Source organism: Rahnella inusitata (assembly GCF_965118895.1).
Lineage (GTDB): Bacteria > Pseudomonadota > Gammaproteobacteria > Enterobacterales > Enterobacteriaceae > Rahnella > Rahnella inusitata_A.
This window is the reverse complement of sequence record NZ_CBCPJJ010000010.1, coordinates 147,462-170,761: the sequence shown is the minus strand read 5'-3', so window position 1 is coordinate 170,761 and position 23,300 is coordinate 147,462. Positions and strand designations below refer to the sequence as shown.

Here is a 23,300-nt window from a genome sequence, read left to right as displayed (position 1 = left end):
TCGGATTAAAACTTTGAGAATAATTCCACCGGCAGGCGGGGCACGTCGCAGACCCGTGGTGGGGTTTTATTAAAATTATTTTATTTATTAAACAATGATTTGACTTGTCATTGCCGCACTTCCAGATTACCAACTTAGGGGCTGCAAACGGCGCTGTCTGCCATAAAATCATTATGCAGGTATGAGTTTTGTTTATGTCAGCGTTTCTGAAAGAACGGCAGGCAGGCTGCCGTCGGCGATAAGATTTTGAAAGAAGGGAAATCACAGAGGGCGTAAATAACGTCAAATCACTCAGCCAGGCATATCCCAGAAGCAGTCGTCATCGAGTGTGAGGGTAGCGATTTTCTGCACCGGACCGCGCATATTCACCTGAAAATCACCGCTGAAGCGGATCGTCAGCTGGCCGCCCGGCATATGCACCGTGACGTTTTCATCCACCAGCCCGAGTTTGCGCATCGCGCTGGCTGCCGCACAACTGCTGCTGCCGGATGCCAGCGTATATCCCGCCCCGCGCTCCCAGATACCGATACTGATATTGCTGCGATCCAGCACTTCCACGAATTGTACGTTGGTGCGTTTAGGGAAAATCGCCAGCGTTTCTATTTCCGCACCGAGCTGCTTCACAAGAGTTAAATCCAGTTTCTCTACCAGAATGACGCAATGTGGATTTCCCATCGACACCAGCGTGGCGCTGAGCGTGTGGCCGCCCACTACCAGCGGCAGCGCAAGCGCTTCATCACCTTCGACGCTTGCCGGTAACGCCGACGGCGCAAACTTTGCCTGCCCCATATCGACGATCACCTGATGTGCGCCTTCGGTCACTTCGCATCTGACCTGACCGCCTGACGTATTGACCAGAAATGGCTGATGGCCGACGCGGCCAATATCAAACAGATAACGGGCATAAATGCGCAGCCCGTTGCCACTTTTCTCGGCCTCGGAATCGTCGGGATTAATGATTCGTAATACAGGGATTTCGGCGTCATCGAAATCGATCAGCAAACCGTCGGAACCGATGCCGTAATGGCGATCGCAGATGCGCTGGATTTGTTTGCCGGAAAGCGCGCTTGCGACGCTGTGATGGCAGACCAGGTAATCGTTACCCAGTCCGTGATAGCGGTGGAAAATCATAGTGATGGCTCCCGGCCAATTTATCATTGTTATGAATAGCTTTAATCGTAAACCGCCAATTTGTCAGCTTAATTTTGACTGGTTGAACCAGGCCAGCTCTTCCTTGAGGGGCACATTATGGAAGTTGTCTCGTAATTTCATCTGCAAGTCTGTGTAAATCGCTTTTACGCTTATTTTTTTATCACTTTGTAGAGTACGATTTATAGATTATAGTCTATACAAGGATGATGAGTTATGTGGCCAGTACTCACGACAGCAATTTTCGATATGTGGTTTGAACAGCAAGATATTAAGACGCAGGAGAAGTTACTGGCAGGTATGTTGGCGTTAAGTATCGGTGGCCCGAAGGTGGGAAGGCCACTGGTTGATACAGTGTATGAATCCGCTTATATGCACATGAAAGAATTGCGCGTACAGCATAAGGGAAATCCTTTCAGGGCGTTTTTTGCCTTTGACCCCTTTCGTCAGGCAATTATTCTCTGCGCCGCGAAGAAAGAAGGAAATGAAAAACTCTTTTATCAGCGGATGTTAAGAGTAGCCGATCAGGCTTATCTGGAGCATCTGCAACAGCCACAAGGATCAGATCATGGCTAAGAATCTTAAGCAGTTAATGGCAGAGCGTTCGCCGGAAAGTCAGGAACGTATTACCCGCATGGCGGAAGAGATGCTACTTGAAGTGCGCCTTCAGGCACTTCGCGAGCAATTGGCTATGTCACAAGCCGAAGTGGCGAAAGCGATGGGTATCAGCCAACCCTCCGTTGTCGCTATTGAACAACGCGGAAACGACATCAAGCTCTCCACCATGAAACGCTATATCGAAGCGATGGGCGGTAAACTACGACTCAATGTCGAATTGCCTGATGGTAAACATATGGAATTTGCCGTTTAAAAGAACAGTTTTGACGTTGATAACGTTAAAACAGTGGGCATCGGCCACACCGACCTGGGGGAGAAAAAACGGTAAGGGTTTGCTTTGCACCTCCCCTGCGAAGGGGAGGCCGGGGGGGGATTGCACGCCATAAATTTTGTCGCAGAAAACGTTCTCGATCCGAGCACAAGGCACTCAGACCCGTTTAGTCTGAAATCAGACGGAGATCTTACGGACACTTTGTCCCGTCACCGTCTCCAGCCCGTTCGCACCATAGAATTTCTGCGACTGACTGGCATTGAGGATCGCGAGAGCCTCAGTGTTGTAGTCGATCTGTTTACCCAGCAGTAATCCGTTGTGCCGGTTGATCTGACTCAGTTTGGTGGTCATCTGCACCACCTGCTTCCACATCGCGGCGATTTCTGGCTGACGCGAGTAGGGGGCGGTTTGTTTCAGGCGTTCGTCGTGCTGACGGCGTTGTTTATCAAGATAGTCTACCGTGGCCAGCAATGAGCTTTTCTGCTCGGTGATATGTTGCAGGGCCGCTCCGTTAACGCGGCCTGAGCACAGTATCGTTTGTTCGTGATTAATCACTTGATCCAGCGCTTGCAACGTTTCAACCAGGGTAGTCATGGTCTTGATAAAGTTCTTCATCGTGCCTAATTACCTTTCAACTTAAAAATCTTTGAGATAATCCTGTGTGTCTTGCAACAGGGCATCGGCAATTTTGCCCGTGTCCATAGTCAGTTTGCCATCACGGATCGCCTGCTTCAGCTCGTCTACACGGGCTGTATTAATATCCTGCGCACTTGACTGGGTGAGCGAGGTTTGTGCATCGCTTAACGTCACTGCGGTACCGCTGGTCTTGGTGCTGGAAACGGTGTCTTCTTTACGCGCGTTCTGTACAGATGTTTCAGAAGGATCGCGTTGTTGGATCGGGCTGAGAGGCGAAACGCCTTGAGTACGATCAATAGCCATAATTTTTTCTCCGGTAATTGCCCGTCATACTTCACGTTGCAGGTGCGATGGCTTCGCGAAGCACGAACTGTTCAGGACAATAAGTTAGGGTCAACACCCTAAAAATGCCGTCGTGTGACGACTCTGATACGTGTGTTATCGACATATGGAGGAATAACTTTAGCCTTTATTGCCGAAAAAGTGACGATTCATCACTAAATTTCCACTGTGACAGCCCCGTCGGAACCCACCGTACCATTGACTATCACGCCTGAAGGCATCCTGATCCGGACGGATTCATTTGCTGCTGCATTGTTCATGGCCTTGCCAGCGCTGGACACGTTGAAGCCACTGCCCGTCGCCTGCACCTGCACTTCCTGCCCGGCGTGAACCATCCACGGACGGCGCAGCATCGAGAGCGTCAGCGGCTGACCGATGTTGATGTTGCGCAGGGTCACGCCGTTAAGCGCCTGCTTGCTGTCTAAAATCGCTTTTTGCGGCAGAAGATCCAGCCGTCCGGTCTTCTGCTGCATATCTGTTTGGGCAAGGTGCGCACCGGCAGGCACATTTTTCGCCGCCACCCAGTAAGTTCCGCTCACCTGCACTTTGGTCTGCACGTAGCTTTTCTTTCCGTTGCAGTTTACCGCCACCGACACATTGCCCCAGGTGCGGCCGTTCGGCGAAAGCATAAACTGCGGCGCGAGGCACTGGGGCTGACGTGCCACCGGTGTGGTGACCTGCACAGAAACCTGCATTCCGCTGTCTGCGTATTGCTGACGGAAGAACTGCTGTAGCTGGCTGGCGAGCAGTGTATCGCTATTGATCTGAGCGGGCACGGTTTTCACCGGTGCATTTTGCGCATAACTGCCCGCACTGACTGTCGCACCCAGAAGCATGCAGGTCAGTATGAAGCGGCAGCGTCCCATCATCAGTCTGCTCATTCGCGATTTATCCTTGTGCCAGTCGGCGGGCCATAAGTCTACTGGCGACAAGTCTACCCGCACTTTTCAATTCCTAAAGGAACAAATAGCGCCCGATTTTGCGCTTATTCAGACGATAGGTTATTGACACCCGCAATTATGCTGTCGGCTCCAAAATCTCATTTTGCGGAGGGCGCATGCTCGACAAATTGAACGCCGCACTACAGTTCCAACAGGAAGCGCTCAACCTGCGCGCCCAGCGGCAAGAAATACTTTCAGCCAATATCGCCAACGCCGATACCCCAGGGTATCAGGCGCGCGATATTGATTTCGCCAGTCAGTTACAGAAAGTGATGGAGCAAGGCCGCGCCAGTGGCAGCGGTATGTCTTTGTCACTGACCTCTGACCGCCACATTCCGGCATCGAACGCTCAGGCAGCCGATATGGATTTGATGTACCGGATCCCGGACCAACCTTCGGCGGACGGTAACACAGTCGATATGGACCGTGAACGTACCAACTTTGCCGATAACAGCGTGCGCTATCAGACTGATCTGACCGTCCTTGGCGGACAGGTCAAATCGATGATGTCCGTGTTGCAAGGATAATTTCATATGTCGATGTTGGGTATTTTTGATATCGCCGGTTCTGCGCTCGCTGCGCAGTCTCAGCGTCTGAACGTCAGCGCCAGTAACATGGCCAACGCCGACAGCGTCACCGGTCCCGATGGCCAGCCTTATCGGGCCAAACAGGTGGTGTTTCAGGTCAATGCCGCACCCGGTCAGGAAACCGGCGGGGTGAAAGTGGCGCAGGTCGTCGATGATCCGGCGCCGATGCGCATGGTGTATGAGCCGGGTAATCCGATGGCGGATGCCAAAGGCTATGTACAGATGCCAAACGTAGATGTGGTCAGCGAAATGGTGAACACCATCTCCGCTTCCCGCAGTTATCAGGCCAACGTCGAGGTGCTTAACACCACCAAGTCGTTGATGATGAAAACTCTCACTCTGGGTCAATAGCGGAGCGAACCATGGCAATTACCACGTCGATTAACGACACCACGGATAACACCATTGCGGCGGCCAGCGCGACGTCCACGACCAGCGGAAGTTCGGCCGATGATTTATCCAGCAGTTTCCTGACCTTGCTGGTGGCGCAGCTGAAAAACCAGGATCCCACCAATCCGATGGATAACAGCCAGCTGACCACCCAGTTGGCGCAAATCAGTACCGTGAGCGGTATTGAAAAACTCAACACAACACTGGGCAGCATTTCCGGACAAATCACCAGCGGCTCCTCGATTCAGGCAAGTTCCCTGATCGGCCACGGTGTGATGGTTTCCGGCAGCACCATTTTGGTCGGTAGTGATACTGACGGCACGGTCAGCACCACACCTTTTGGTCTGGAGCTGGAAAGCGCCGCGGACAACGTCACGGCTACCATTACCGATTCCACCGGCAAAGCCGTGAAGACTATCAGCCTGGGTTCCCAGACTGCCGGTGTCCACAGCTATACCTGGGATGGCACGCAGGACGACGGCACCAAAGCCCCGAACGGCAGCTATTCCTTCAGCATCAATGCGTTGAATAACAATCAGCAAATGGTGGCAACGCCGCTGAACTATGCACTGGTAAACGGCGTGATCAACAACACGACCGGCACCTCGCTGGATCTCGGTGTGCGTGGAACGACGACAGTCGATCAGGTCAGACAGATTTTGTAATCGTTTTGCTCCTCCCTCTGTGAAGGGGGAGGCGGGGAGGGGGTATCACTGGCGGCGCCATAATTGCCATTCATATCCCACCCCAACCCTCCCTTTCGCAGGGCAGGGAGCCAAAGACGCCTCTTCGCAGGGGAGGAGCTAAAGATGCATAAACACTACACAGTAAACTGGAGCTAACATGAGCTTTTCGCAAGCAGTCAGTGGCCTGAGCGCAGCATCGTCCAACCTGGACGTGATCGGTAACAACATCGCTAACTCCGCGACCGTCGGTTTCAAAACCGCGACCGCGTCTTTTGCCGATATGTTCGCCGGTTCACAAACGGGGATGGGCGTTAAAGTCGCCGCAGTCACACAAAACTTTAATGACGGCACCACCACCACGACATCCCGTGGTCTGGACGTTGCACTGAGCGGTAACGGTTTCTTCCGTTTGGCCGACAGCAGCGGCACCGTGTATTACTCCCGAAACGGTCAGCTTTCCCTTGATGCGAACCGTAATCTGGTGAACATGCAGGGTCTGAGCGTGACCGGTTTCCCGGCCACAGGGACACCGCCGACCATCGCTGCGGGCGCACAGCCTGTTGCACTGAGCGTGCCAACGACCATGATGAGCGCCAAATCCACCGTCGGTGGCACCATGGTAGCGAACCTGAATTCTACGGACACCGCACCCAAAACGGCCACATTCAACAGCAGTGATGACACCAGCTACAACTACGTCAACAGCATCACGACGTATGACTCACTGGGTAACGCGCACGATAACAACGTGTACTTCGTGAAGTCTTCGACGGTTGCCAATAGCTGGGACGTTTACTCTCAGGATGGCAGCGTTACCGGTTCTACCGCCGGTAAAATTGGTACGCTGAACTTCAGCTCAAGCGGCGCGCTGACCAGCACTAACGCAGCCGACGGTTCTGTGCAGACAGGCCTGAGCCTGACGTTGCCGATGAACAACACCGCCAACGGCGCTGTTTCTCCACAAACGGTTGCACTGGATTTCACCGGCAGTATCCAGCAGAGCACCGGCAGCAACAGCATCGGTTCCCTGACACAGGATGGTTACGCAGCGGGTCAGATGACCGGTTACACCATCAACAACGACGGCACCATCACTGGCACGTACTCCAACCAGAAAACCCAGCTGCTCGGCCAGATCGTGCTGAGCTCCTTCTCTAACCCGGAAGGTCTGAAATCTGAAGGTGATAACGTCTGGACCGCGACATCTTCTTCTGGTCAGGCCGTTAACGGCATCGCCAGCGAAGGTGGCTTCGCCAGCATCACCAGTGGCGCGCTGGAATCATCCAACGTCGATCTGAGTGCTGAACTGGTCAATATGATCGTTGCTCAGCGTAACTATCAGTCGAATGCGCAAACCATCAAAACTCAGGACTCCATCCTGAACACGCTGGTTAACCTGCGCTAACGCGCGATAAAACTCGATAGGGCAGCACTATGGATCACGCTATCTACACCGCGATGGGCGCAGCCAGCCAGACGCTGGTTCAGCAGTCGGTCACGTCAAGTAACCTGGCTAACGCCTCCACACCGGGATTTCGTGCACAGCTTTTAGCCATGCGCGCGGTGCCGGTGGATGGCCAAAGTCTGGACACCCGCACACTGGTCACGGCGTCTACGCCGGGCGCAGACATGTCGCAGGGGAAGCTTAACTACACGGGCCGTCCGCTGGATGTGGCCTTACAGCAGGATGGTTTCCTGGCGGTGCAGATGCCTGATGGCTCTGAAGCGTATACCCGTAACGGTGACATGCAGGTGTCACCCGCTAATCAGCTGACCGTACAAGGTCATCCGGTGATGGGTGACAACGGGCCAATCGAAGTGCCGCCAAATTCGCAGCTGACCATCTCTGCGGACGGCACGATTGCTGTGCTGGAAGCCGGCGCTGACCCGAACACCATGGGTCAGCTCGGTAAACTGAAACTGGTTAAAGCCACTGGCAGTGAAGTCACGCGAGGCGATGACGGCATGTTCCGCCTGACGCCGGAAACCGCACAGGCCCGTGGTAATGCGCTTCAAGCCGATCCGACCATTCACGTTATGCCCGGAACGCTCGAAGGCAGTAACGTGCAGCCGGTCGAAACCATGGTTGACATGATAGCTAACGCCCGCCGCTTTGAGATGCAGATGAAAGTCATCCACAGCGTCGATGAAAATGAACAACGTGCCAATAATCTGCTGTCACTGACCTGATGATGGCAGAGGAGTAACGACATGATCCCATCGCTTTATATCGCGAAAACCGGTCTGGATGCCCAGCAGACCAACATGGACGTCATCGCCAACAACCTGGCGAACGTCAGCACCAACGGCTTTAAACGCCAGCGTGCGGTATTCGAAGATTTGCTGTACCAGACAATCCGCCAGCCGGGTGCGCAGTCGTCCGAACAGACTAACCTGCCTTCGGGTTTGCAGATCGGGACCGGTGTGCGCCCTGTGTCTACTGAACGTCTGTTCTCGCAGGGTAACCTGTCGCAGACCAGCAACAGTAAAGACATCGCCGTAAAAGGTGAGGGGTTCTTCCAGGTACAACTGCCTGATGGCACCACCGCCTACACCCGCGACGGTTCTTTCCAGGTTGATCAGAACGGTCAGCTGGTGACCTCCAGCGGCTATCAGGTTATTCCTGCGATCACCATCCCGACCAACGCCCTGAGCATGACCGTGGGTCGCGACGGGATCGTCAGCGTCACTCAACAGGGACAGACTGCGGCGCAGCAGGTCGGTCAGTTAACCCTGAGCACCTTTATCAATAACAGCGGCCTGGAATCGATGGGTGAAAACCTGTACCAGGAAACGCAAAGCTCCGGCGCACCGACAGAAAGTACGCCGGGCCTGAACGGCGCTGGCCTGTTGTATCAGGGCTATGTTGAAACCTCTAACGTCAACGTGGCGGAAGAGCTGGTCAACATGATCCAGACGCAACGTGCGTATGAAATCAACAGTAAAGCAGTGTCCACCTCGGACGAAATGCTGCAGAAACTTTCGCAGCTGTAATGTATGAGAGGACGGGGGCTTACATGCTCCTGTCCTGTACGGTTTCTGATTCCTGTCAGGTCGATTTTTTTAAGGCGATAACTGTGGTGACCAAAAAAATAACGTCGGTAAAGACTTCTCTTGTAAACCGACCAGGCAAGCTGGTGCTGCCGCTGTTAGTGACGTTACTGGCGAACGGTTGCGCGTATTTTCCGCACACCCCGCTGGTGCCAGGCACGACCACAGCGGCCCCTGCGCCCGCCGCACCGCCGGTTCCTAACGGTTCGATTTTCCAGTCAGTTCAGCCGATGAACTATGGTTATCAGCCTTTGTTCGAAGACCGTCGTCCGCGCAATATCGGCGACACCCTGACCATCGTGTTGCAGGAAAACGTCAGTGCGAGCAAAAGCTCCTCGGCGAACGCCAGCCGCAACGGGTCAACCAAGTTTGGCTTTGATACCACGCCGCGCTATCTGGAAGGGCTGTTTGGCAATGCCCGCGCCGCGGTGGATACCTCCGGCGATAACACCTTCGCTGGCAAAGGTGGCGCTGCCGCCAACAACAGCTTTACCGGAACATTAACCGTCACGGTCAGCGAAGTGCTGGCAAACGGCAACCTGAAGGTTGTCGGTGAGAAACAAATCGAAATTAATCAGGGAACCGAATTCATCCGGTTCTCCGGTGTGGTCAACCCGCGCACCATCAGCGGTGCGAATGCGGTGGTCTCCACGCAGGTGGCGGATGCGCGTATCGAGTACGTAGGGAATGGCTACATCAACGAAGCGCAGAACATGGGCTGGTTGCAGCGGTTCTTCTTAAACTTATCGCCGTTATAACGAGGCAATCATGCGAAAAATTCTTTCCGGTATCTTCTGTCTGGCGATGTCCGCCCTGGTGATACTGCCCGCATCCGCCGATCGTATTCGTGATCTGACCACGGTTCAGGGCGTGCGTGATAACGCCCTGATCGGTTACGGTTTGGTCGTCGGCCTCGACGGGACGGGTGACCAGACCACGCAGACGCCGTTCACCACACAGACGCTGACCAACATGTTATCCCAGCTGGGCATCACCGTGCCGGCGGGCACCAACATGCAGTTGAAAAACGTCGCGGCGGTGATGGTCACCGCTAAAATGCCGCCGTTCTCCCGCGCCGGGCAGGCCATCGATGTGGTGGTCTCTTCCATGGGTAACGCCAAAAGTATTCGCGGCGGCACCTTGCTGATGACCCCAATGAAAGGGGTCGATAATCAGGTCTACGCGCTGGCACAAGGTAACGTGCTGGTCGGCGGTGCCGGAGCCTCTGCCGGCGGCAGCAGTGTGACGGTAAACCAGGTTTCCGGCGGACGTATCACCGGTGGCGCAACCATTGAACGCGAACTGCCCAGCACCTTCGGCACCGAAGGCGTGATCAGCCTGCAACTTAACGACGAAGACTTTAACCTTGCCCAGCAGGTCAGCGATGCGATTAACCGTCAGGGCATGGGTGTGGCCTCCGCGCTGGATTCGCGCAATATTCAGATTGTGGTGCCGCGCGGTAATGTTTCGCAGGTGCGCATTTTGGCGCAGATCCAAAACATCGAAGTCAACGTCGGGCCGATGGATGCGAAAGTCATCATTAACTCCCGTACCGGTTCTGTTGTCATGAACCGCGACGTGACGCTCGACAGCTGTGCGGTCGCGCAGGGCAATCTCTCCGTGGTGGTCGATCGTCAGAACGATGTCAGCCAGCCGAACACGCCGTTCGGTGGGGGACAGACGGTGGTGACACCTAACACCAATATTTCCGTGCGTCAGTCCGGCGGGTCGATCCAGCAGGTACGCTCCAGCGCCAGCCTGAACAACGTTGTCCGTACGCTGAACGCGTTAGGGGCGACGCCCATCGATCTGATGTCTATTTTGCAGGCCATGAAAACAGCCGGTTGCCTGCGTGCTGATTTGGAAATTATCTGATGAGCGATCTGATGTCGATGTCCGGGGCAGCGTATGACACGCAGTCCCTGAACAAGCTGAAGCGGGATGTGTCGCTGGATCCGCAGGCGCACATTAAAGAAGTGGCGAAACAGTTTGAAGGGGTGTTCGTGCAGATGATGCTCAAAAGTATGCGTCAGGCGTTGCCGGAAGGCGGGCTGCTGAGCAACGAACAAACCAAGCTTTATACATCGATGTACGATCAGCAAATTGCACAGGACATGTCCAACAAAGGGTTGGGCATGGCGGACATGATGGTCGAACAGCTTACCGGCGGCACCAAACAACCATCGGAACTGGCGGGTACCGTGCCGATGGCGCTGGATAACGAAGTGCTGAAAACCCTGCCGATTCAGGCAATGGAACAGTATTTGCGTAAAGCCATCCCGACGGCACCGGACCGCACCACCGGCGGCGCGCCGTTATCTCAGGACAGCGGTCAGTTCGTCTCCAACCTAAGTATTCCGGCGCAGGTCGCCAGTAAAGACAGCGGCATTCCGCACCAGCTGATCATGGCGCAGGCCGCGCTGGAATCCGGCTGGGGGCAGCGCGAAATTCCGACCAGCGATGGCAAACGCAGCTTTAACCTGTTTGGTATAAAAGCCGGCAGCAGCTGGGATGGCCCGACCACCAACATCACCACCACTGAATACACCAACGGCGTAGCGAAAAAAGTCCAGGCCAGTTTCCGTGTATACGGCTCGTATGTGGAAGCCATCAGCGACTACATCAAACTGCTGACCAACAACCCGCGTTATGCGCAGGTAGCCTCGGCCAGTACGCCAGAACAGGCAGCACATGCGTTGCAAAAAGCAGGCTACGCCACTGACCCGAATTACGCCGATAAACTGGTCAGCGTGATCCAGAAAATCAAAGGCGCGGGTGAGCAGGCGGTGAAAGCCTACAGCCATGATCTCAAAGATATTTTCTGATACACGCGTTTAAAATGGCAACCTCCTCTCAGGCAGTAAAAAAGTTTGAAGCGGTTGCCATTTTTTTCTCAAGTTTTCGCACCACACGCCGATAACCAGATCAATATGGGAAAAGGGTTACACCCCGACCCGACCCCTTTACTTATCCGGCGGTAAACTTTTACACCGGCAGCCAGAAGGTCACTCATGTCCAGTAGCTTAATCAATACCGCAATGAGCGGACTGAACGCAGCGCAGGCCGCGCTCAGCACCGTCGGAAACAACATCGCTAACGTCAGCGTCGCCGGGTACAACCGTCAGACAACGATCATCAATCAGAGCAATGGCACGGCGACGGGCGCGGGTTACATCGGTAACGGCGTAACGGTCACTGGCGTGAATCGCGAATACAACTCTTTTGTGGTGAAACAGTTGCTGGGCTCCAGCGCAACCAGCAGCGCGTTATCCACCCAGCTCGATCAGGCCAGCTCTATCGATGACTTACTGGGCGACAGCTCCACCGGTATCGATGCGACCATGGCAACCTTCTTCAAAGGCCTGCAAACCCTGACCAGCAACGCCAGCGACAGTGCCGCGCGCCAGGCTGTTTTAGGGGAAGCGCAGGGCTTAACTGCACAGTTCAATAGTTCGGCGAAATACCTCAACGACATGAACACTGCGGTGAACCAGCAGATTTCGCAGAACGTTGATCAGATCAACACCTACGCCTCGCAGATTGCCAAACTGAACAACCAGATCACCGCCACCCGTGGCAGCACCGGTCAGGAGCCTAATGCGCTGCTCGATCAGCGCGATCAATTGGTCAGCCAGCTCAACGACATCAGCGGCGTGGTCGTGACACAGCAGGATGGCGATACTTACAACGTCTCCTTTGCCAACGGCATGCCATTAGTCAACGGCGGCAATGCAAAAACTGTCGTGGCAATGGCCTCCAGCGCAGATCCGACCAAGCTGACCGTGGGCATGACTCAGCCAGATGGCACTGTGACAGAACTTCAGGAAAGCCGCCTGACTACCGGGTCACTCGGCGGAACGCTGGCATTTCGTAAAGATAACCTTGAGCCTGCCATCAATCAGTTAGGCCAGCTGGCGCTGAGCATGGCCGACAGTTTTAACAGCACCAACAAAGCCGGTTTTGATCTCAACGGTGACGCCGGGACTGACTTCTTCTCTTTCACCGGTGCAACCACCGTTGGCAACGTGAAGAACACCGGTACCGCCAATGTCAGCGTGGCTTATACCGACACCACCGCGGTGAAAGCCAGTGATTACACCATGGCGTATAACGGCACCGGCTGGGATGTGACCCGTGTATCTGACGGGGCAAAAATCAGCCCGACCGCAGGCACAGATGCCAGCGGTAATGCGACCCTCAACTTCGATGGTCTGGCCGTTTCCGTCACTGGAACGCCTTCGACTAAAGACAGCTTTACGCTCAAAACCGTCAGTAATGTGGCGGGCAGCCTGAATGTTGCTATCAGCGATTCATCTTTGATCGCCGCAGCAGGCGCGGCAGACAGCGGCGTCAGCGATAACACCAATGCCCAGAAATTGCTGAACCTGCAAACCGCCAAACTGGTAGATGGAAAATCCACCCTGACCGGCGCCTACGCCAGCCTGGTGAGCAACGTGGGTAATCAGGTCAGCACGCTGACTACCACCAGCACCGCGCAGGCCAACATCGTGACGCAGCTGACCTCACAGCAGCAGTCTATCTCCGGGGTTAACCTCGATGAGGAATACGGCGATCTGCAACGTTACCAGCAATATTATCTGGCGAACGCGCAGGTCGTGCAGACGGCTTCGACGATTTTCGACGCGATCATCAACCTTCGTTAATACCTGAGAATGACGTATTAGGTATTGAGAAAGAACTATTCGAACTGATAAGGAACTGATGCCATGCGCCTTAGTACCAATATGATTTACACACAAAATATGGATGCGGTGCTGGATGGTCAGAACCGTTTTCAGGCAACAGGTTTACAGCTTTCGACCGGTTCCAAAGTCAGTAAGCCTTCAGACGATCCGCTGGCGGCTTCTCAGGCCGTGCTGGTTCGTCAGGCATCTGCTCAGAACAGCCAGTATTCTGTAGCGCGGACCTTCGCCAATCAGAGCATGAGTCAGGAAGAATCCATCCTGTCCAGCGTGACGTCATCCATTCAGGACGCGCAGACGCTGATCGTTCAGGCCGGTGACGGTTCACTGAGTGATGATGACCGCTCTTCACTGGCGACTAAACTGGAAAGTCTGAAGTCCCAGATCCTGAATATGGCGAACAGCACCGACGGTAACGGCCGCTACATTTTTGCCGGTTATAAAAGCGATACGCCGCCCTTTACGCAAGACGCGACGACGGGCGCAGTGACCTACAGTGGCGGTACGACGGCGATCACCCAGCAGGTTGATGCCAGCCGTACCATGACCATCAACCATACCGGCAATGCAGTCTTCCAGACGTTGACCGGTGATGCGAAAGCCGAGCCCGATGGCACCGCCAGCGAAGCCGATCTTTTCAAGACCATCGACGGCGCGCTGAAAGCACTGAAAACGCCGTCTGCCGATTACGCGACCGACACCGAATACACTGACGCGATTGGTAAAGCCAACCGTGGCCTGAGTAACTCGCTGAACAACGTCTTGTCTGTGCGCTCTGAACTGGGTACGCAGATGAGTGAGCTGGACACGCTGGACACGCTCGGTGATAACCGTGAAGTGACTAACGCCAGTAAGCTGAGTGATTTAGTGGACACTGACTGGACGTCAGCGATTTCGACCTACACGCTGCAACAGGTTGCGCTTCAGGCTTCTTACAAGACTTACAGCGCCATGCAGGGCATGTCACTGTTCCAGATGAATTCGTAATCCCTCCTGCGCGCCTTTGCGCAAGACTTCTCTTCTTCGTTATCGACTGCATACCGGCTTTCAAAGCGTGTATGCAGGCCTTTTTCTGACTGTACTTAAACCGGGTACTTTCAGTTTTGTATGTCGTCTTTCTAAGGTTGGACGACATACACTTTTTCCTTTCCCCGTCATATTTCGTACTGGCTCAGCGTTGGCTTCCTTCGCGAACCCCGGTCACATACTTTATGTATGCTCCCGGGGATTCGCTCAGTTGCCGCCTTGATCCCGCACGAACTATTTAGGGGAAGATGAGTACGTTTTTTAATGACCAAACATGGCGAGAAGGACGGGGAACAGGAACGGGGCGAGAAGGGAAGTGATGATCCCGCAAATCACCAGCGCCAGTGAACTGAATGCGCCTTCCTGATAATCCATTTCGGCGCAACGTGCGGTACCGAGTGCGTGCGAGGCGGTACCCATCGCCAGGCCGCGAGAGGCTTTGGTAGTGATTTTTAGCACGTTGAGAATACTGTGGCCGAATACCGCGCCGAGAATACCCACGAATATTACGCACACTGCACTGATCGCCGGAATACCGTTAATGGATTGTGCTGTCGCCATCGCAATCGGCGTGGTGACGGATTTCGGTAAGACTGATGCGGCGATCTGCGGCGTTGCCCCCATCCATAATGCAATCGCCGTTCCGGTGACCATCGCCACTACGCTGCCGATAAAACAGATGCTGATGATCGATTTCCAGCGTGCGCGGATTTGATGAAGTTGCTCGTACAGCGGGAACGCCAGCGCCACAACGGCGGGTTGCAGAAGGTCATTGAGAATTTTGCTGCCCGCAAAGTAGCGTGCGTAGGGGATATGGGTCACCAGCAGCAGAGGAATGATCACCACCATCGACATCAGTAACGGGTTCAGCAGTGGCATTTTCAGCCTGATTGCCAGCTTGCGGGTGGCGAAAAAGACCAATAGCGTGAGCGGCAGTGACCACAGAATATCAATCATTTTTATCCTCCGCTTTCCCCTTAACAGTGCCGCGATCCCCGTGAATATAGTGAGAGCAATAGGCGACTACCAGCAGCACAATCAAAGTACTGACCAGGCAAGACACCACCAGCGGGCCAAACTGCGTGCGCAGTTGTTCGTAGTAATTCATGACACCGACGCCTATTGGAACAAACAATAATGCCATGTAGCGGATAAGCACGTTGCAACCGGGTTTCACCCATTTAAACGGCAGAATTTGCGTTGAGAGCAGGCAAAACAGAATCAGCATCCCGATGATGCTGCCGGGAATAGTAAGGGGCAAAAGCGACGAAATCGCGTTACCTGCAGATAAACACAGATATATCAGAATAAACGCCCGAATATATTGAAATGCCAGAGATACTACGTTGCTCATGGTGTTTCACCCAGTTGAATGATGCATTCATCATACAATTAAGATGTGATCTGTGCCACATAACTCAGTATGAAATTTAGGAATGAAGTGTATTCCATAGGGGGGCGCTTGGCGCGGGGAAAATGATGTTAAACCGGGCATCGGGGTGGGGGGAATTCAACTTCAACTTCAAGGTCACCGGCTTAGAATGAGAAAAACAAACGGCCTGTTGAAGACTCGTTCGGCTCACTCCCCTGCGAAGGGGAGGGCTGGAGTGGGGTATTAGGGACAAATGAAAAAGTTGACGTGTGCTTTAACAAATATAATGCCAGCGATACCCCTCCCAGCGTCGACCTTCGCAAGCCCTCGGTACAACCGAGATCACATCAAGCCCGATTTGGCTTACATCAAATCCTCAAGGCGTTGATACAATTCCCGAAATACCTTCCGCCGCTCCACATAGACCGTATGTCTCTCCGCATCAGGCTGATGCACTTGTTCAAGCGCCAGCTCCGGCAGGAATTGCTCCAGCGGGCTCCCCGGATTCACCGCAATTTGCGCTAACCTCGCGGCACCTAGCGCGGGTCCGACGTCACCACCGGTGCGGTACTCCAGCGTCAGGCCACTGATGTCCGCCAGCATTTGGCGCCAGTAAGGGCTGCGGGCACCGCCGCCGATGAGCGTAATACTGTGTGGTTTCAGGCCGGTGGCATGTAACACGTCCATACCGTCGGCGAGGGCGAAACCGACCCCTTCAAGTACTGCGCGGGCGATGTCGGCCGGGCCGTGCTGGTGGGTCAGGCCGAAAAGGGTACCCTTGGCATTAGGGTTATTGTGCGGCGTGCGTTCGCCGGACAGATACGGCAGGAACCAGACCGGTGAATCCGCCGGTGGGGTATTCTCAGCCAGACCGATTAACTCGCCAACGGATGCTGTACCGGTGAGATTCGCAGCCCAGTCAAGACAGGAGGCGGCGCTGAGCATCACCGACATCAGATGCCAGGTGTCAGGCAACGCATGGCAGAAACTGTGTACTGCCTGCTGCGGATTACTCAGGAAACCGTCACTGACCGCGAAGTAAACCCCCGATGTACCGAGCGACAGCATTGCCTGGCCGGTCTTGTACAGGCCGACGCCCACAGCACCGGCAGCGTTATCACCACCGCCCGCGATAACCGGGACACAATCCATCCCCCAGCGGGCGGCCAGTTCCGGTAACAGCTGACCGGTGATTTGATTGCCTTCGAACAACGCGGGCATGTGCTGACGTGTCAGGCCAGTGGCGGCGAGCAGACTGTCGCTCCAGTCACGTTTGGCGACGTCCAGCCACATTGTGCCAGCAGCATCGGACATATCGCTGGCGAAAACGCCCGTCATCAGCCAGCGCAGGTAATCTTTTGGCAATAATACCTTGTCGATTTTGGCGAAAAGCTCCGGCTCGTTCTCTCGTAGCCACTGTAATTTCGGGGCGGTAAAACCGGGCATCATCAGGTTACCGGTGATGTCACGTGAGTCCGGCACCGCGGCTTCCAACTGCTGGCACTGGCTAAAACTGCGGCCATCGTTCCAGAGGATCGCGGGACGTAATACGTTTTGTTGCGAATCCAGCACGGTTGCGCCATGCATCTGACCAGTGATACCCACCGCTTTTACCTGCTTTAATGCGTGATGCTGCGTCAGGGCCATAACAGCTTTCTCAGTGGCGCTCCACCAGTCAGCGGGATTTTGTTCTGACCACAAAGGGTGCGGACGGGAAAGGGTTAACGCCTCACTGTGGCTGGCCACCACCTGACCCTCTTCGCTGAGTAAAATGGCTTTAACGCCAGAGGTGCCGAGATCTATACCAAGATACATACCAGGTTCCTTTTTTGAGTAAGGTGAAAACCCATTCCTGAAGTCTTACAGAAACAACGCCCTGCAAACCAGAGGCGGACAGGGCGCAAATCACAACGATGTTTTAACCAAACAGATAGCGATTGACCAGATTTTCTAAACGTTCCTGCTGGCCGCTCTGATGCTGAGGGTTGATCTCATTTTGCTGCGCCATCGCGCTCAGAGATTCCAGAGACATTTTACCCTGCAGGATCTGCTGGCCCAGCTCGGTATTCCAGCCCGCGTAACGCTGCGCAACATGCTTGTCCAGTTCACGGCTTTCGATCATACGTGCAGCCACTTTTAGCGCCAACGCCATGGTATCCATCCCGCCGATATGGCCGTAGAACAGGTCATATTTGTCAGTGCTCTGACGACGTACTTTAGAGTCAAAGTTCAGACCGCCGGTGGTGAAACCACCCGCTTTGATGATTTCATACATTACCAGCGCATTTTCTTCCACGCTGTTCGGGAACTGATCGGTATCCCAGCCGCACTGCGGGTCGCCACGGTTGGCATCGACAGAGCCGAAGATGCCCAGAGCAATGGCGTTGGCGATTTCATGATGGAATGAGTGGCCGGCAAGCGTGGCATGGTTCGCCTCGATGTTCACTTTGATCTCTTTTTCCAGCCCGAATTGTTTGAGGAATCCGTATACGGTCGCCACGTCATAATCGTACTGATGCTTAGTCGGTTCCTGCGGTTTTGGTTCGATAAGCAGGGTGCCCTGGAAACCGATTTTGTGTTTATGCTCGACCACCATTTGCATGAAGCGACCCAGCTGCTCGCGTTCCTGACGCAGATCGGTGTTCAGCAGAGTCTCGTAGCCTTCGCGACCGCCCCACAGGACGTAGTTCTCGCCGCCCAGTTTTTTGGTGGCGTTCATCGCATTCACCACTTGCGTTGCTGCCCAGCTGTAGATTTCAGGATTTGGGTTGGTTGCTGCGCCAGCACCAAAGCGTGGATTTGAGAAGCAGTTCGCCGTGCCCCACAAGAGTTTAACGCCGGTCGCTTCCTGCTTTTGCGCCAGTACATCAGTCATCACGGCCAGATTGTTGACGTATTCTTTCAGTGACGCGCCTTCCGGCGATACATCAACGTCATGGAAGCAGTAGTAAGGCACGTTCAGTTTTTTGAAGAATTCGAAAGCCACGTCGGCTTTGGCTTTTGCCAGCTCCAGTTCGTTACCCGGCTGCTGCCATGGGCGGACAAACGCACCAGGGCCAAACATGTCGTTGCCGTTCCAGCAGAAAGTGTGCCAGTAACAGGCGGCGAAACGCAGATGCTCAGCCATGGTTTTGCCGAGGATCACTTCTTCAGGATTGTAGTGACGAAATGCCAGCGGGTTTGTGCTGTTAGCACCTTCGTAGCGAACTGCATCCAGCTTGTCGAAATATGCGTGCATTGAAAAACTCCTTGAAAACGGGCCCAGCGGGACTGGGAGGCTGAGGCCCTATCTTCGGAGTTGTCTGTTGTTCTAACAATTACGTTATTTCACACTCAATTTAATAGAATTATTAAATGTGCAGTAGATCGCAAAATTAACCCAGTTCATCTTGCTTTTCTCTTCATTTTTCGTGATGTCTCGATAATAAAATTACTAACCCTTGTTGAATTACAATCAAACCATGATCCCCATCAAATTTCCGGAAATAAACAAAAAATCATAACGAGGTGATTAAAATCTGCAATTGCCGATTAATTATCCAGCGACAACAATCCCTGTGTCATTTCTGTACGGTTCTCTGTATCTGCCTCTTCTTATTCTTATAAAAGGTCTGAAAAATGAAAATGAATAAAATGATTCTTTCTGCCTGCGCTGCGTTGATATTGTTCAGCCAGGCAGGTGTGGCGAAAGAAATCAAAATAGGTATGGCGATTGATGACTTACGTTTAGAACGGTGGCAAAAAGACCGCGATATCTTTGTGGCTAAAGCGAAAACGTTGGGCGCGGATGTTTTCGTGCAATCAGCCAACGGCAATGAAGAAACCCAGATGGCGCAGATCGAAAATATGATCAACCGCGGCGTCGATGTGTTGGTGATTATTCCCTACAACGGCGAAGTGCTGAGCAACGTTATCGCAGAAGCCAAGCGTGAAGGCATCAAAGTGCTGGCTTATGATCGTATGATCAACAACGCCGATATCGATTTCTACATCTCCTTTGACAATGAGAAAGTGGGTGAACTGCAGGCGCAAAGCCTGGTGGAGCGCGTGCCGCAGGGCAATTACTTCCTGATGGGGGGATCTCCGGTTGATAACAACGCCAAGCTGTTCCGCGCCGGGCAGATGAAGGTCTTAAATCCGCTTATCAAAGAAGGGAAAATCAAAGTTGTTGGCGATCAGTGGGCCGATGGCTGGCTGCCGGAAAATGCGCTGAAGATCATGGAGAATGCGCTGACCGCTAACAACAACAAGATCGACGCCGTGGTGGCCTCTAATGATGCGACGGCAGGAGGCGCAGTTCAGGCGTTATCCGCACAGGGTCTGGCGGGCAAAGTAGCGATTTCCGGTCAGGACGCTGATCTGGCGGCCATCAAACGTATCGAAGCGGGTACGCAAACTATGACGGTGTATAAGCCGATCACTAAACTGGCCAATGATGCGGCTGAAATTGCTGTGCAGCTCGGTAAGGGCGAAACGCCTAAATCTAATGCCACTCTAAATAACGGTAAAAAAGAAGTGCCTTCATTTTTATTAACACCTATCCCAGTGGATAAAAATAATATTGAAAGCACGGTAGTGGCCGACGGCTTCCATAAAAAAACAGATCTTTAATTTTTCAATATTTCTATGAAAACAACACTCTCCAGTAGAGTGTTGTTTTTATCAGGGTGCAGAATATGCCAGAGCAATTTGAAAAATCAGCGCTGCTGGAAATGCGTAATATCACTAAAAAATTCGGCGCGGTGAAAGCGGTCGACAATATTAGTATTACGCTCAATGCCGGAGAAGTTTTATCGCTGTGTGGTGAAAATGGGTCAGGTAAATCGACGCTTATGAAAGTGTTGTGCGGTATTTATCCGCAGGGCAACTTCGAAGGCGAGATTTATTTTTCCGGTGAAAGACTGAGTGCTAAAGGGATCCGTGATACCGAACAAAAAGGCATCGCTATAATTCATCAGGAACTGGCGCTGGTGAAACAACTGAGCGTGCTGGAAAACATGTTTCTCGGCAACGAATGGGGCAGTTACGGCCTGCTCGATACCGACAAAATGTATCTGCGCTGCCAGCGCATGCTGGCGCAGGTAAAACTGGATATTGACCCGCATACGCTGGTCGGCGATTTAGGCCTGGGGCAGCGTCAGTTGGTGGAGATTGCCAAAGCGCTCAATAAGCAGGTGCGACTTCTTGTACTCGATGAACCCACCGCCTCACTGACCGAAAGCGAAACCGCCGTTCTGCTGGATATTATCCGCGATCTGCGTCATCACGACATTGCCTGTATTTATATCTCCCACAAACTGACTGAAGTAAAAGCCATTTCTGACAAACTTTGCGTCATCCGCGATGGAAGGCACATTGCCACCTGCAACGCGGCTGGCACGTCAGAGAAGGAGATCATTTCGATGATGGTCGGGCGCGAATTAACGGAACTGTTTCCGCCCCGCGACCGGCAGATTGGCGCTTAGATTTTACGCGTCGAGAACCTGACCGCTTGGCATCCGGTGAACCGACACATCAAACGGGTAGATAACGCCGGTTTTACACTGCGGCAGGGTGAGGTGCTGGGCGTGGCTGGGCTGGTAGGGGCGGGACGAACGGAAATGATGGAATGCCTGTTCGGTGTCTATCCCGGACGCTGGTCAGGGGACGTCTGGCTGGAAGGCCACAAAGTGCAGATAACCGACTGTCGTGATGCGATGCGTCGTGGGCTGGCGATGGTGCCTGAAGATCGCAAGCGTGACGGCATCGTGCCGGTCATGGCGGTAGGCAGCAACATTACGCTGGCCGCACTCAGTCAGTTTAGCCACGGCGGGATTCTGCGTGAGGCGCAGGAGCAATTCACCATCAGCGAATCAGTGAAACAGCTGAAAATTAAAACATCTTCCTCTGAACTGGCGATTGGTCGTCTGAGCGGCGGTAATCAGCAGAAGGCTATTCTGGCGCGTTGTCTGTTGCTTAAGCCAAAAATCCTGATCCTCGATGAGCCCACGCGCGGAATTGACGTCGGGGCGAAGCATGAAATCTACAAACTGATTGGCCAGTTGGCTGCTCAGGGAATGGCTATCATCGTCATTTCCTCTGAGCTACCCGAGGTGTTGGGGCTCAGCGACCGTGTGGTAGTAATGCATCTCGGGCAGGTTAAAGCTTGTCTTGAGAACAACAATTTGAGCCAGGAACAGGTCATGGAAGCCGCATTAAGGAGTGAATCATATGTCTAAATTTACCCAACCAGAAACCACCCCTAACTCCGCCAATGCAGGCAAACCGGTTGCCGCATTTTCTCTGCAAAAGCTAAAAAACATTAACCTTCAGGTCTTCGTTATGCTGGCGGCGATTGCGGTAATTATCGTTTTCTTCAGCCTGACGACCGAGGGTGCGTACATCAGCGCACGTAATATTTCTAACCTGCTGCGCCAGACGGCGATCACCGGCATTCTGGCCGTCGGCATGGTGTTCGTGATCATTTCAGCGGAAATCGATTTGTCCGTGGGCTCCATGATGGGGTTACTGGGCGGCGTAGCGGCAATTTTTGATGTCTGGCTTGGCTGGCCGCTGCCGCTGACTATCGCGGTAACGCTGATACTGGGATTATTGCTCGGCGCGTGGAACGGCTGGTGGGTAGCGTATCGCAAAGTACCGTCATTTATCGTGACGCTGGCAGGGATGCTGGCTTTTCGCGGGATCCTCATCGGCATCACCAGCGGCACTACGGTGTCACCGACATCTCCTGCGATGTCGTTAATTGGCCAGAGCTATCTGCCTGATTCTTTCGGATTTGGTATTGGTGCGGTGGCGCTGGCGGCATTTATCGGCTGGCAATGGCGCAGACGCAAACAGCGCAGCGCGCTCGGGCTGCCAGTTGCCGCCGCGAAAACGGACGTAACCCGTCAGGCGCTGACCGCTATTGTGGCGCTGGGCGCGATTTATCTGCTCAACGATTACCGGGGCGTCCCGACGCCGGTGTTGATTCTGGTTGCGCTGATGTTGGGCGGGATGTTTATGGCGTCCCGCACGTCGTTTGGTCGTCGTATTTACGCGATTGGCGGCAACATTGAAGCGGCGCGCCTGTCGGGTGTAAACGTCGAACGCAGTAAGCTGGCGGTGTTTGCCATTAACGGACTGATGGTGGCGATTGCCGGTCTTATTCTCAGTTCACGTCTGGGGGCCGGTTCTCCTTCAGCCGGTAACATTGCCGAGCTGGATGCGATTGCCGCATGTGTCATTGGTGGCACCAGTCTGGCAGGCGGTGTCGGCAGTGTGGCTGGTGCGGTGATGGGGGCATTTATCATGGCCTCGCTCGACAACGGCATGAGTATGCTGGATGTACCGACTTTTTGGCAGTACATCGTGAAAGGCGCAATTCTGCTACTGGCGGTGTGGATGGATTCTGCCACCAAGCGCCGGGCATAAAAGCAGCAGGAACAGCGGAATTTTCAAGCGTGGGATCTGGAAAACTTGTGGCACCTCACATAATCACAACGCCAGACCTTAAGAATCTCCGCTGTCATGTTATTGAGCATCACACTTA

General features: G+C 53.8%; 23 protein-coding genes and 1 pseudogene. 16 read left to right on the top strand and 8 right to left on the bottom strand.

Annotation, left to right across the window (positions count from 1 at the left end; translation table 11 throughout):
* Positions 1-291 precede the first annotated feature (291 nt).
* Entirely contained in the window at positions 292-1,131 is an 840-nt protein-coding gene (dapF, locus tag ACMHLI_RS12030) for a diaminopimelate epimerase (protein ID WP_413529674.1), read from the bottom strand.
* 234 nt (positions 1,132-1,365) lie between these two features.
* Between dapF and ACMHLI_RS12025 the strand changes: the two genes are divergently transcribed.
* Positions 1,366-1,725, top strand: a complete 360-nt coding sequence (locus ACMHLI_RS12025; RefSeq protein WP_413529673.1) for a type II toxin-antitoxin system RelE/ParE family toxin — start codon at positions 1,366-1,368, stop codon at positions 1,723-1,725.
* Positions 1,718-2,020, top strand: a complete 303-nt coding sequence (locus tag ACMHLI_RS12020; RefSeq protein WP_413529672.1) for a helix-turn-helix domain-containing protein — start codon at positions 1,718-1,720, stop codon at positions 2,018-2,020. Before ACMHLI_RS12025 ends, ACMHLI_RS12020 begins: the two co-directional genes overlap by 8 nt.
* Before the next feature lie 195 nt (positions 2,021-2,215).
* On the opposite strand, the gene ACMHLI_RS12015 is transcribed toward ACMHLI_RS12020, so the two are convergent.
* The 3 genes from ACMHLI_RS12015 to flgA form a co-directional block, all read right to left on the bottom strand.
* Complete coding sequence (locus ACMHLI_RS12015) at positions 2,216-2,653, bottom strand: flagella synthesis protein FlgN (protein ID WP_413529671.1); 438 nt, start codon at positions 2,651-2,653, stop codon at positions 2,216-2,218.
* 21 nt (positions 2,654-2,674) lie between these two features.
* Positions 2,675-2,977 (bottom strand): flagellar biosynthesis anti-sigma factor FlgM, encoded by a 303-nt coding sequence (gene flgM, locus ACMHLI_RS12010; RefSeq protein WP_413529670.1) that lies wholly within the window; start codon positions 2,975-2,977, stop codon positions 2,675-2,677.
* A 194-nt stretch (positions 2,978-3,171) separates the two neighbouring features.
* Entirely contained in the window at positions 3,172-3,897 is a 726-nt protein-coding gene (flgA, locus tag ACMHLI_RS12005) for a flagellar basal body P-ring formation chaperone FlgA (RefSeq protein ID WP_413529669.1), read from the bottom strand.
* Between the two features lie 176 nt (positions 3,898-4,073).
* On the opposite strand from flgA, the gene flgB reads away from it, so the two are divergent.
* From flgB to flgL, 11 genes are all read left to right on the top strand, one after another.
* Positions 4,074-4,484 carry a flagellar basal body rod protein FlgB gene (gene flgB / locus ACMHLI_RS12000; RefSeq protein WP_112168155.1) on the top strand — a complete coding sequence of 137 codons (411 nt, stop codon included), beginning with the start codon at positions 4,074-4,076 and terminating at the stop codon, positions 4,482-4,484.
* Between the two features lie 6 nt (positions 4,485-4,490).
* A complete protein-coding gene (gene flgC / locus ACMHLI_RS11995) occupies positions 4,491-4,895 on the top strand; it encodes a flagellar basal body rod protein FlgC (protein WP_413529668.1) in 405 nt (134 codons plus the stop codon).
* Between the two features lie 11 nt (positions 4,896-4,906).
* On the top strand, positions 4,907-5,599 hold the full coding sequence (flgD, locus tag ACMHLI_RS11990) for a flagellar hook assembly protein FlgD (RefSeq protein WP_413529667.1): 693 nt from the start codon (positions 4,907-4,909) through the stop codon (positions 5,597-5,599).
* 178 nt (positions 5,600-5,777) lie between these two features.
* Positions 5,778-7,025, top strand: coding sequence for a flagellar hook protein FlgE (gene flgE, locus ACMHLI_RS11985; protein ID WP_413529666.1), 1,248 nt, complete (start codon positions 5,778-5,780; stop codon positions 7,023-7,025).
* A gap of 29 nt (positions 7,026-7,054) precedes the next feature.
* On the top strand, positions 7,055-7,810 hold the full coding sequence (locus ACMHLI_RS11980) for a flagellar basal body rod protein FlgF (protein ID WP_413529665.1): 756 nt from the start codon (positions 7,055-7,057) through the stop codon (positions 7,808-7,810).
* A 21-nt stretch (positions 7,811-7,831) separates the two neighbouring features.
* The gene (flgG, locus tag ACMHLI_RS11975) at positions 7,832-8,614 is read left to right on the top strand and encodes a flagellar basal-body rod protein FlgG (RefSeq protein ID WP_056769747.1); all 783 of its coding nucleotides are present in this window, start codon (positions 7,832-7,834) and stop codon (positions 8,612-8,614) included.
* Between the two features lie 98 nt (positions 8,615-8,712).
* A complete protein-coding gene (locus tag ACMHLI_RS11970) occupies positions 8,713-9,429 on the top strand; it encodes a flagellar basal body L-ring protein FlgH (protein WP_112168163.1) in 717 nt (238 codons plus the stop codon).
* Positions 9,430-9,439: 10 nt separating this feature from the next.
* Positions 9,440-10,546: a flagellar basal body P-ring protein FlgI gene (locus tag ACMHLI_RS11965; protein ID WP_056769751.1), complete on the top strand. Its 1,107-nt coding sequence runs from the start codon at positions 9,440-9,442 to the stop codon at positions 10,544-10,546.
* Positions 10,546-11,496, top strand: a complete 951-nt coding sequence (flgJ, locus tag ACMHLI_RS11960) for a flagellar assembly peptidoglycan hydrolase FlgJ (RefSeq protein ID WP_413529664.1) — start codon at positions 10,546-10,548, stop codon at positions 11,494-11,496. The genes ACMHLI_RS11965 and flgJ overlap by 1 nt, the downstream gene beginning before the upstream one ends.
* A gap of 186 nt (positions 11,497-11,682) precedes the next feature.
* Positions 11,683-13,335, top strand: coding sequence for a flagellar hook-associated protein FlgK (gene flgK, locus ACMHLI_RS11955; RefSeq protein ID WP_413529663.1), 1,653 nt, complete (start codon positions 11,683-11,685; stop codon positions 13,333-13,335).
* Between the two features lie 63 nt (positions 13,336-13,398).
* Entirely contained in the window at positions 13,399-14,361 is a 963-nt protein-coding gene (gene flgL / locus ACMHLI_RS11950; protein ID WP_413529662.1) for a flagellar hook-associated protein FlgL, read from the top strand.
* 300 nt (positions 14,362-14,661) lie between these two features.
* Here the strand turns inward: flgL and ACMHLI_RS11945 are convergent, their stop codons facing one another.
* The 4 genes from ACMHLI_RS11945 to xylA all read right to left on the bottom strand — a co-directional run bounded on the left by ACMHLI_RS11945 (position 14,662) and on the right by xylA (position 19,010).
* Complete coding sequence (locus ACMHLI_RS11945) at positions 14,662-15,357, bottom strand: CidB/LrgB family autolysis modulator (RefSeq protein WP_413529661.1); 696 nt, start codon at positions 15,355-15,357, stop codon at positions 14,662-14,664.
* Positions 15,350-15,754 (bottom strand): CidA/LrgA family protein, encoded by a 405-nt coding sequence (locus ACMHLI_RS11940; protein WP_413529660.1) that lies wholly within the window; start codon positions 15,752-15,754, stop codon positions 15,350-15,352. Before ACMHLI_RS11940 ends, ACMHLI_RS11945 begins: the two co-directional genes overlap by 8 nt.
* Positions 15,755-16,135: 381 nt before the next feature.
* Positions 16,136-17,587 (bottom strand): xylulokinase, encoded by a 1,452-nt coding sequence (xylB, locus tag ACMHLI_RS11935; protein ID WP_413529659.1) that lies wholly within the window; start codon positions 17,585-17,587, stop codon positions 16,136-16,138.
* A 103-nt stretch (positions 17,588-17,690) separates the two neighbouring features.
* On the bottom strand, positions 17,691-19,010 hold the full coding sequence (gene xylA, locus ACMHLI_RS11930; RefSeq protein ID WP_413529658.1) for a xylose isomerase: 1,320 nt from the start codon (positions 19,008-19,010) through the stop codon (positions 17,691-17,693).
* 380 nt (positions 19,011-19,390) lie between these two features.
* Between xylA and xylF the strand changes: the two genes are divergently transcribed.
* From xylF to xylH, 3 genes and pseudogenes are all read left to right on the top strand, one after another.
* On the top strand, positions 19,391-20,383 hold the full coding sequence (gene xylF, locus ACMHLI_RS11925) for a D-xylose ABC transporter substrate-binding protein (protein WP_413529657.1): 993 nt from the start codon (positions 19,391-19,393) through the stop codon (positions 20,381-20,383).
* Positions 20,384-20,448: 65 nt separating this feature from the next.
* A pseudogene (locus tag ACMHLI_RS11920) lies at positions 20,449-21,990 on the top strand (xylose ABC transporter ATP-binding protein).
* Positions 21,983-23,182 carry a xylose ABC transporter permease XylH gene (gene xylH, locus ACMHLI_RS11915; protein WP_413529656.1) on the top strand — a complete coding sequence of 400 codons (1,200 nt, stop codon included), beginning with the start codon at positions 21,983-21,985 and terminating at the stop codon, positions 23,180-23,182. Before ACMHLI_RS11920 ends, xylH begins: the two are co-directional and overlap by 8 nt.
* Positions 23,183-23,300 lie beyond the last annotated feature (118 nt).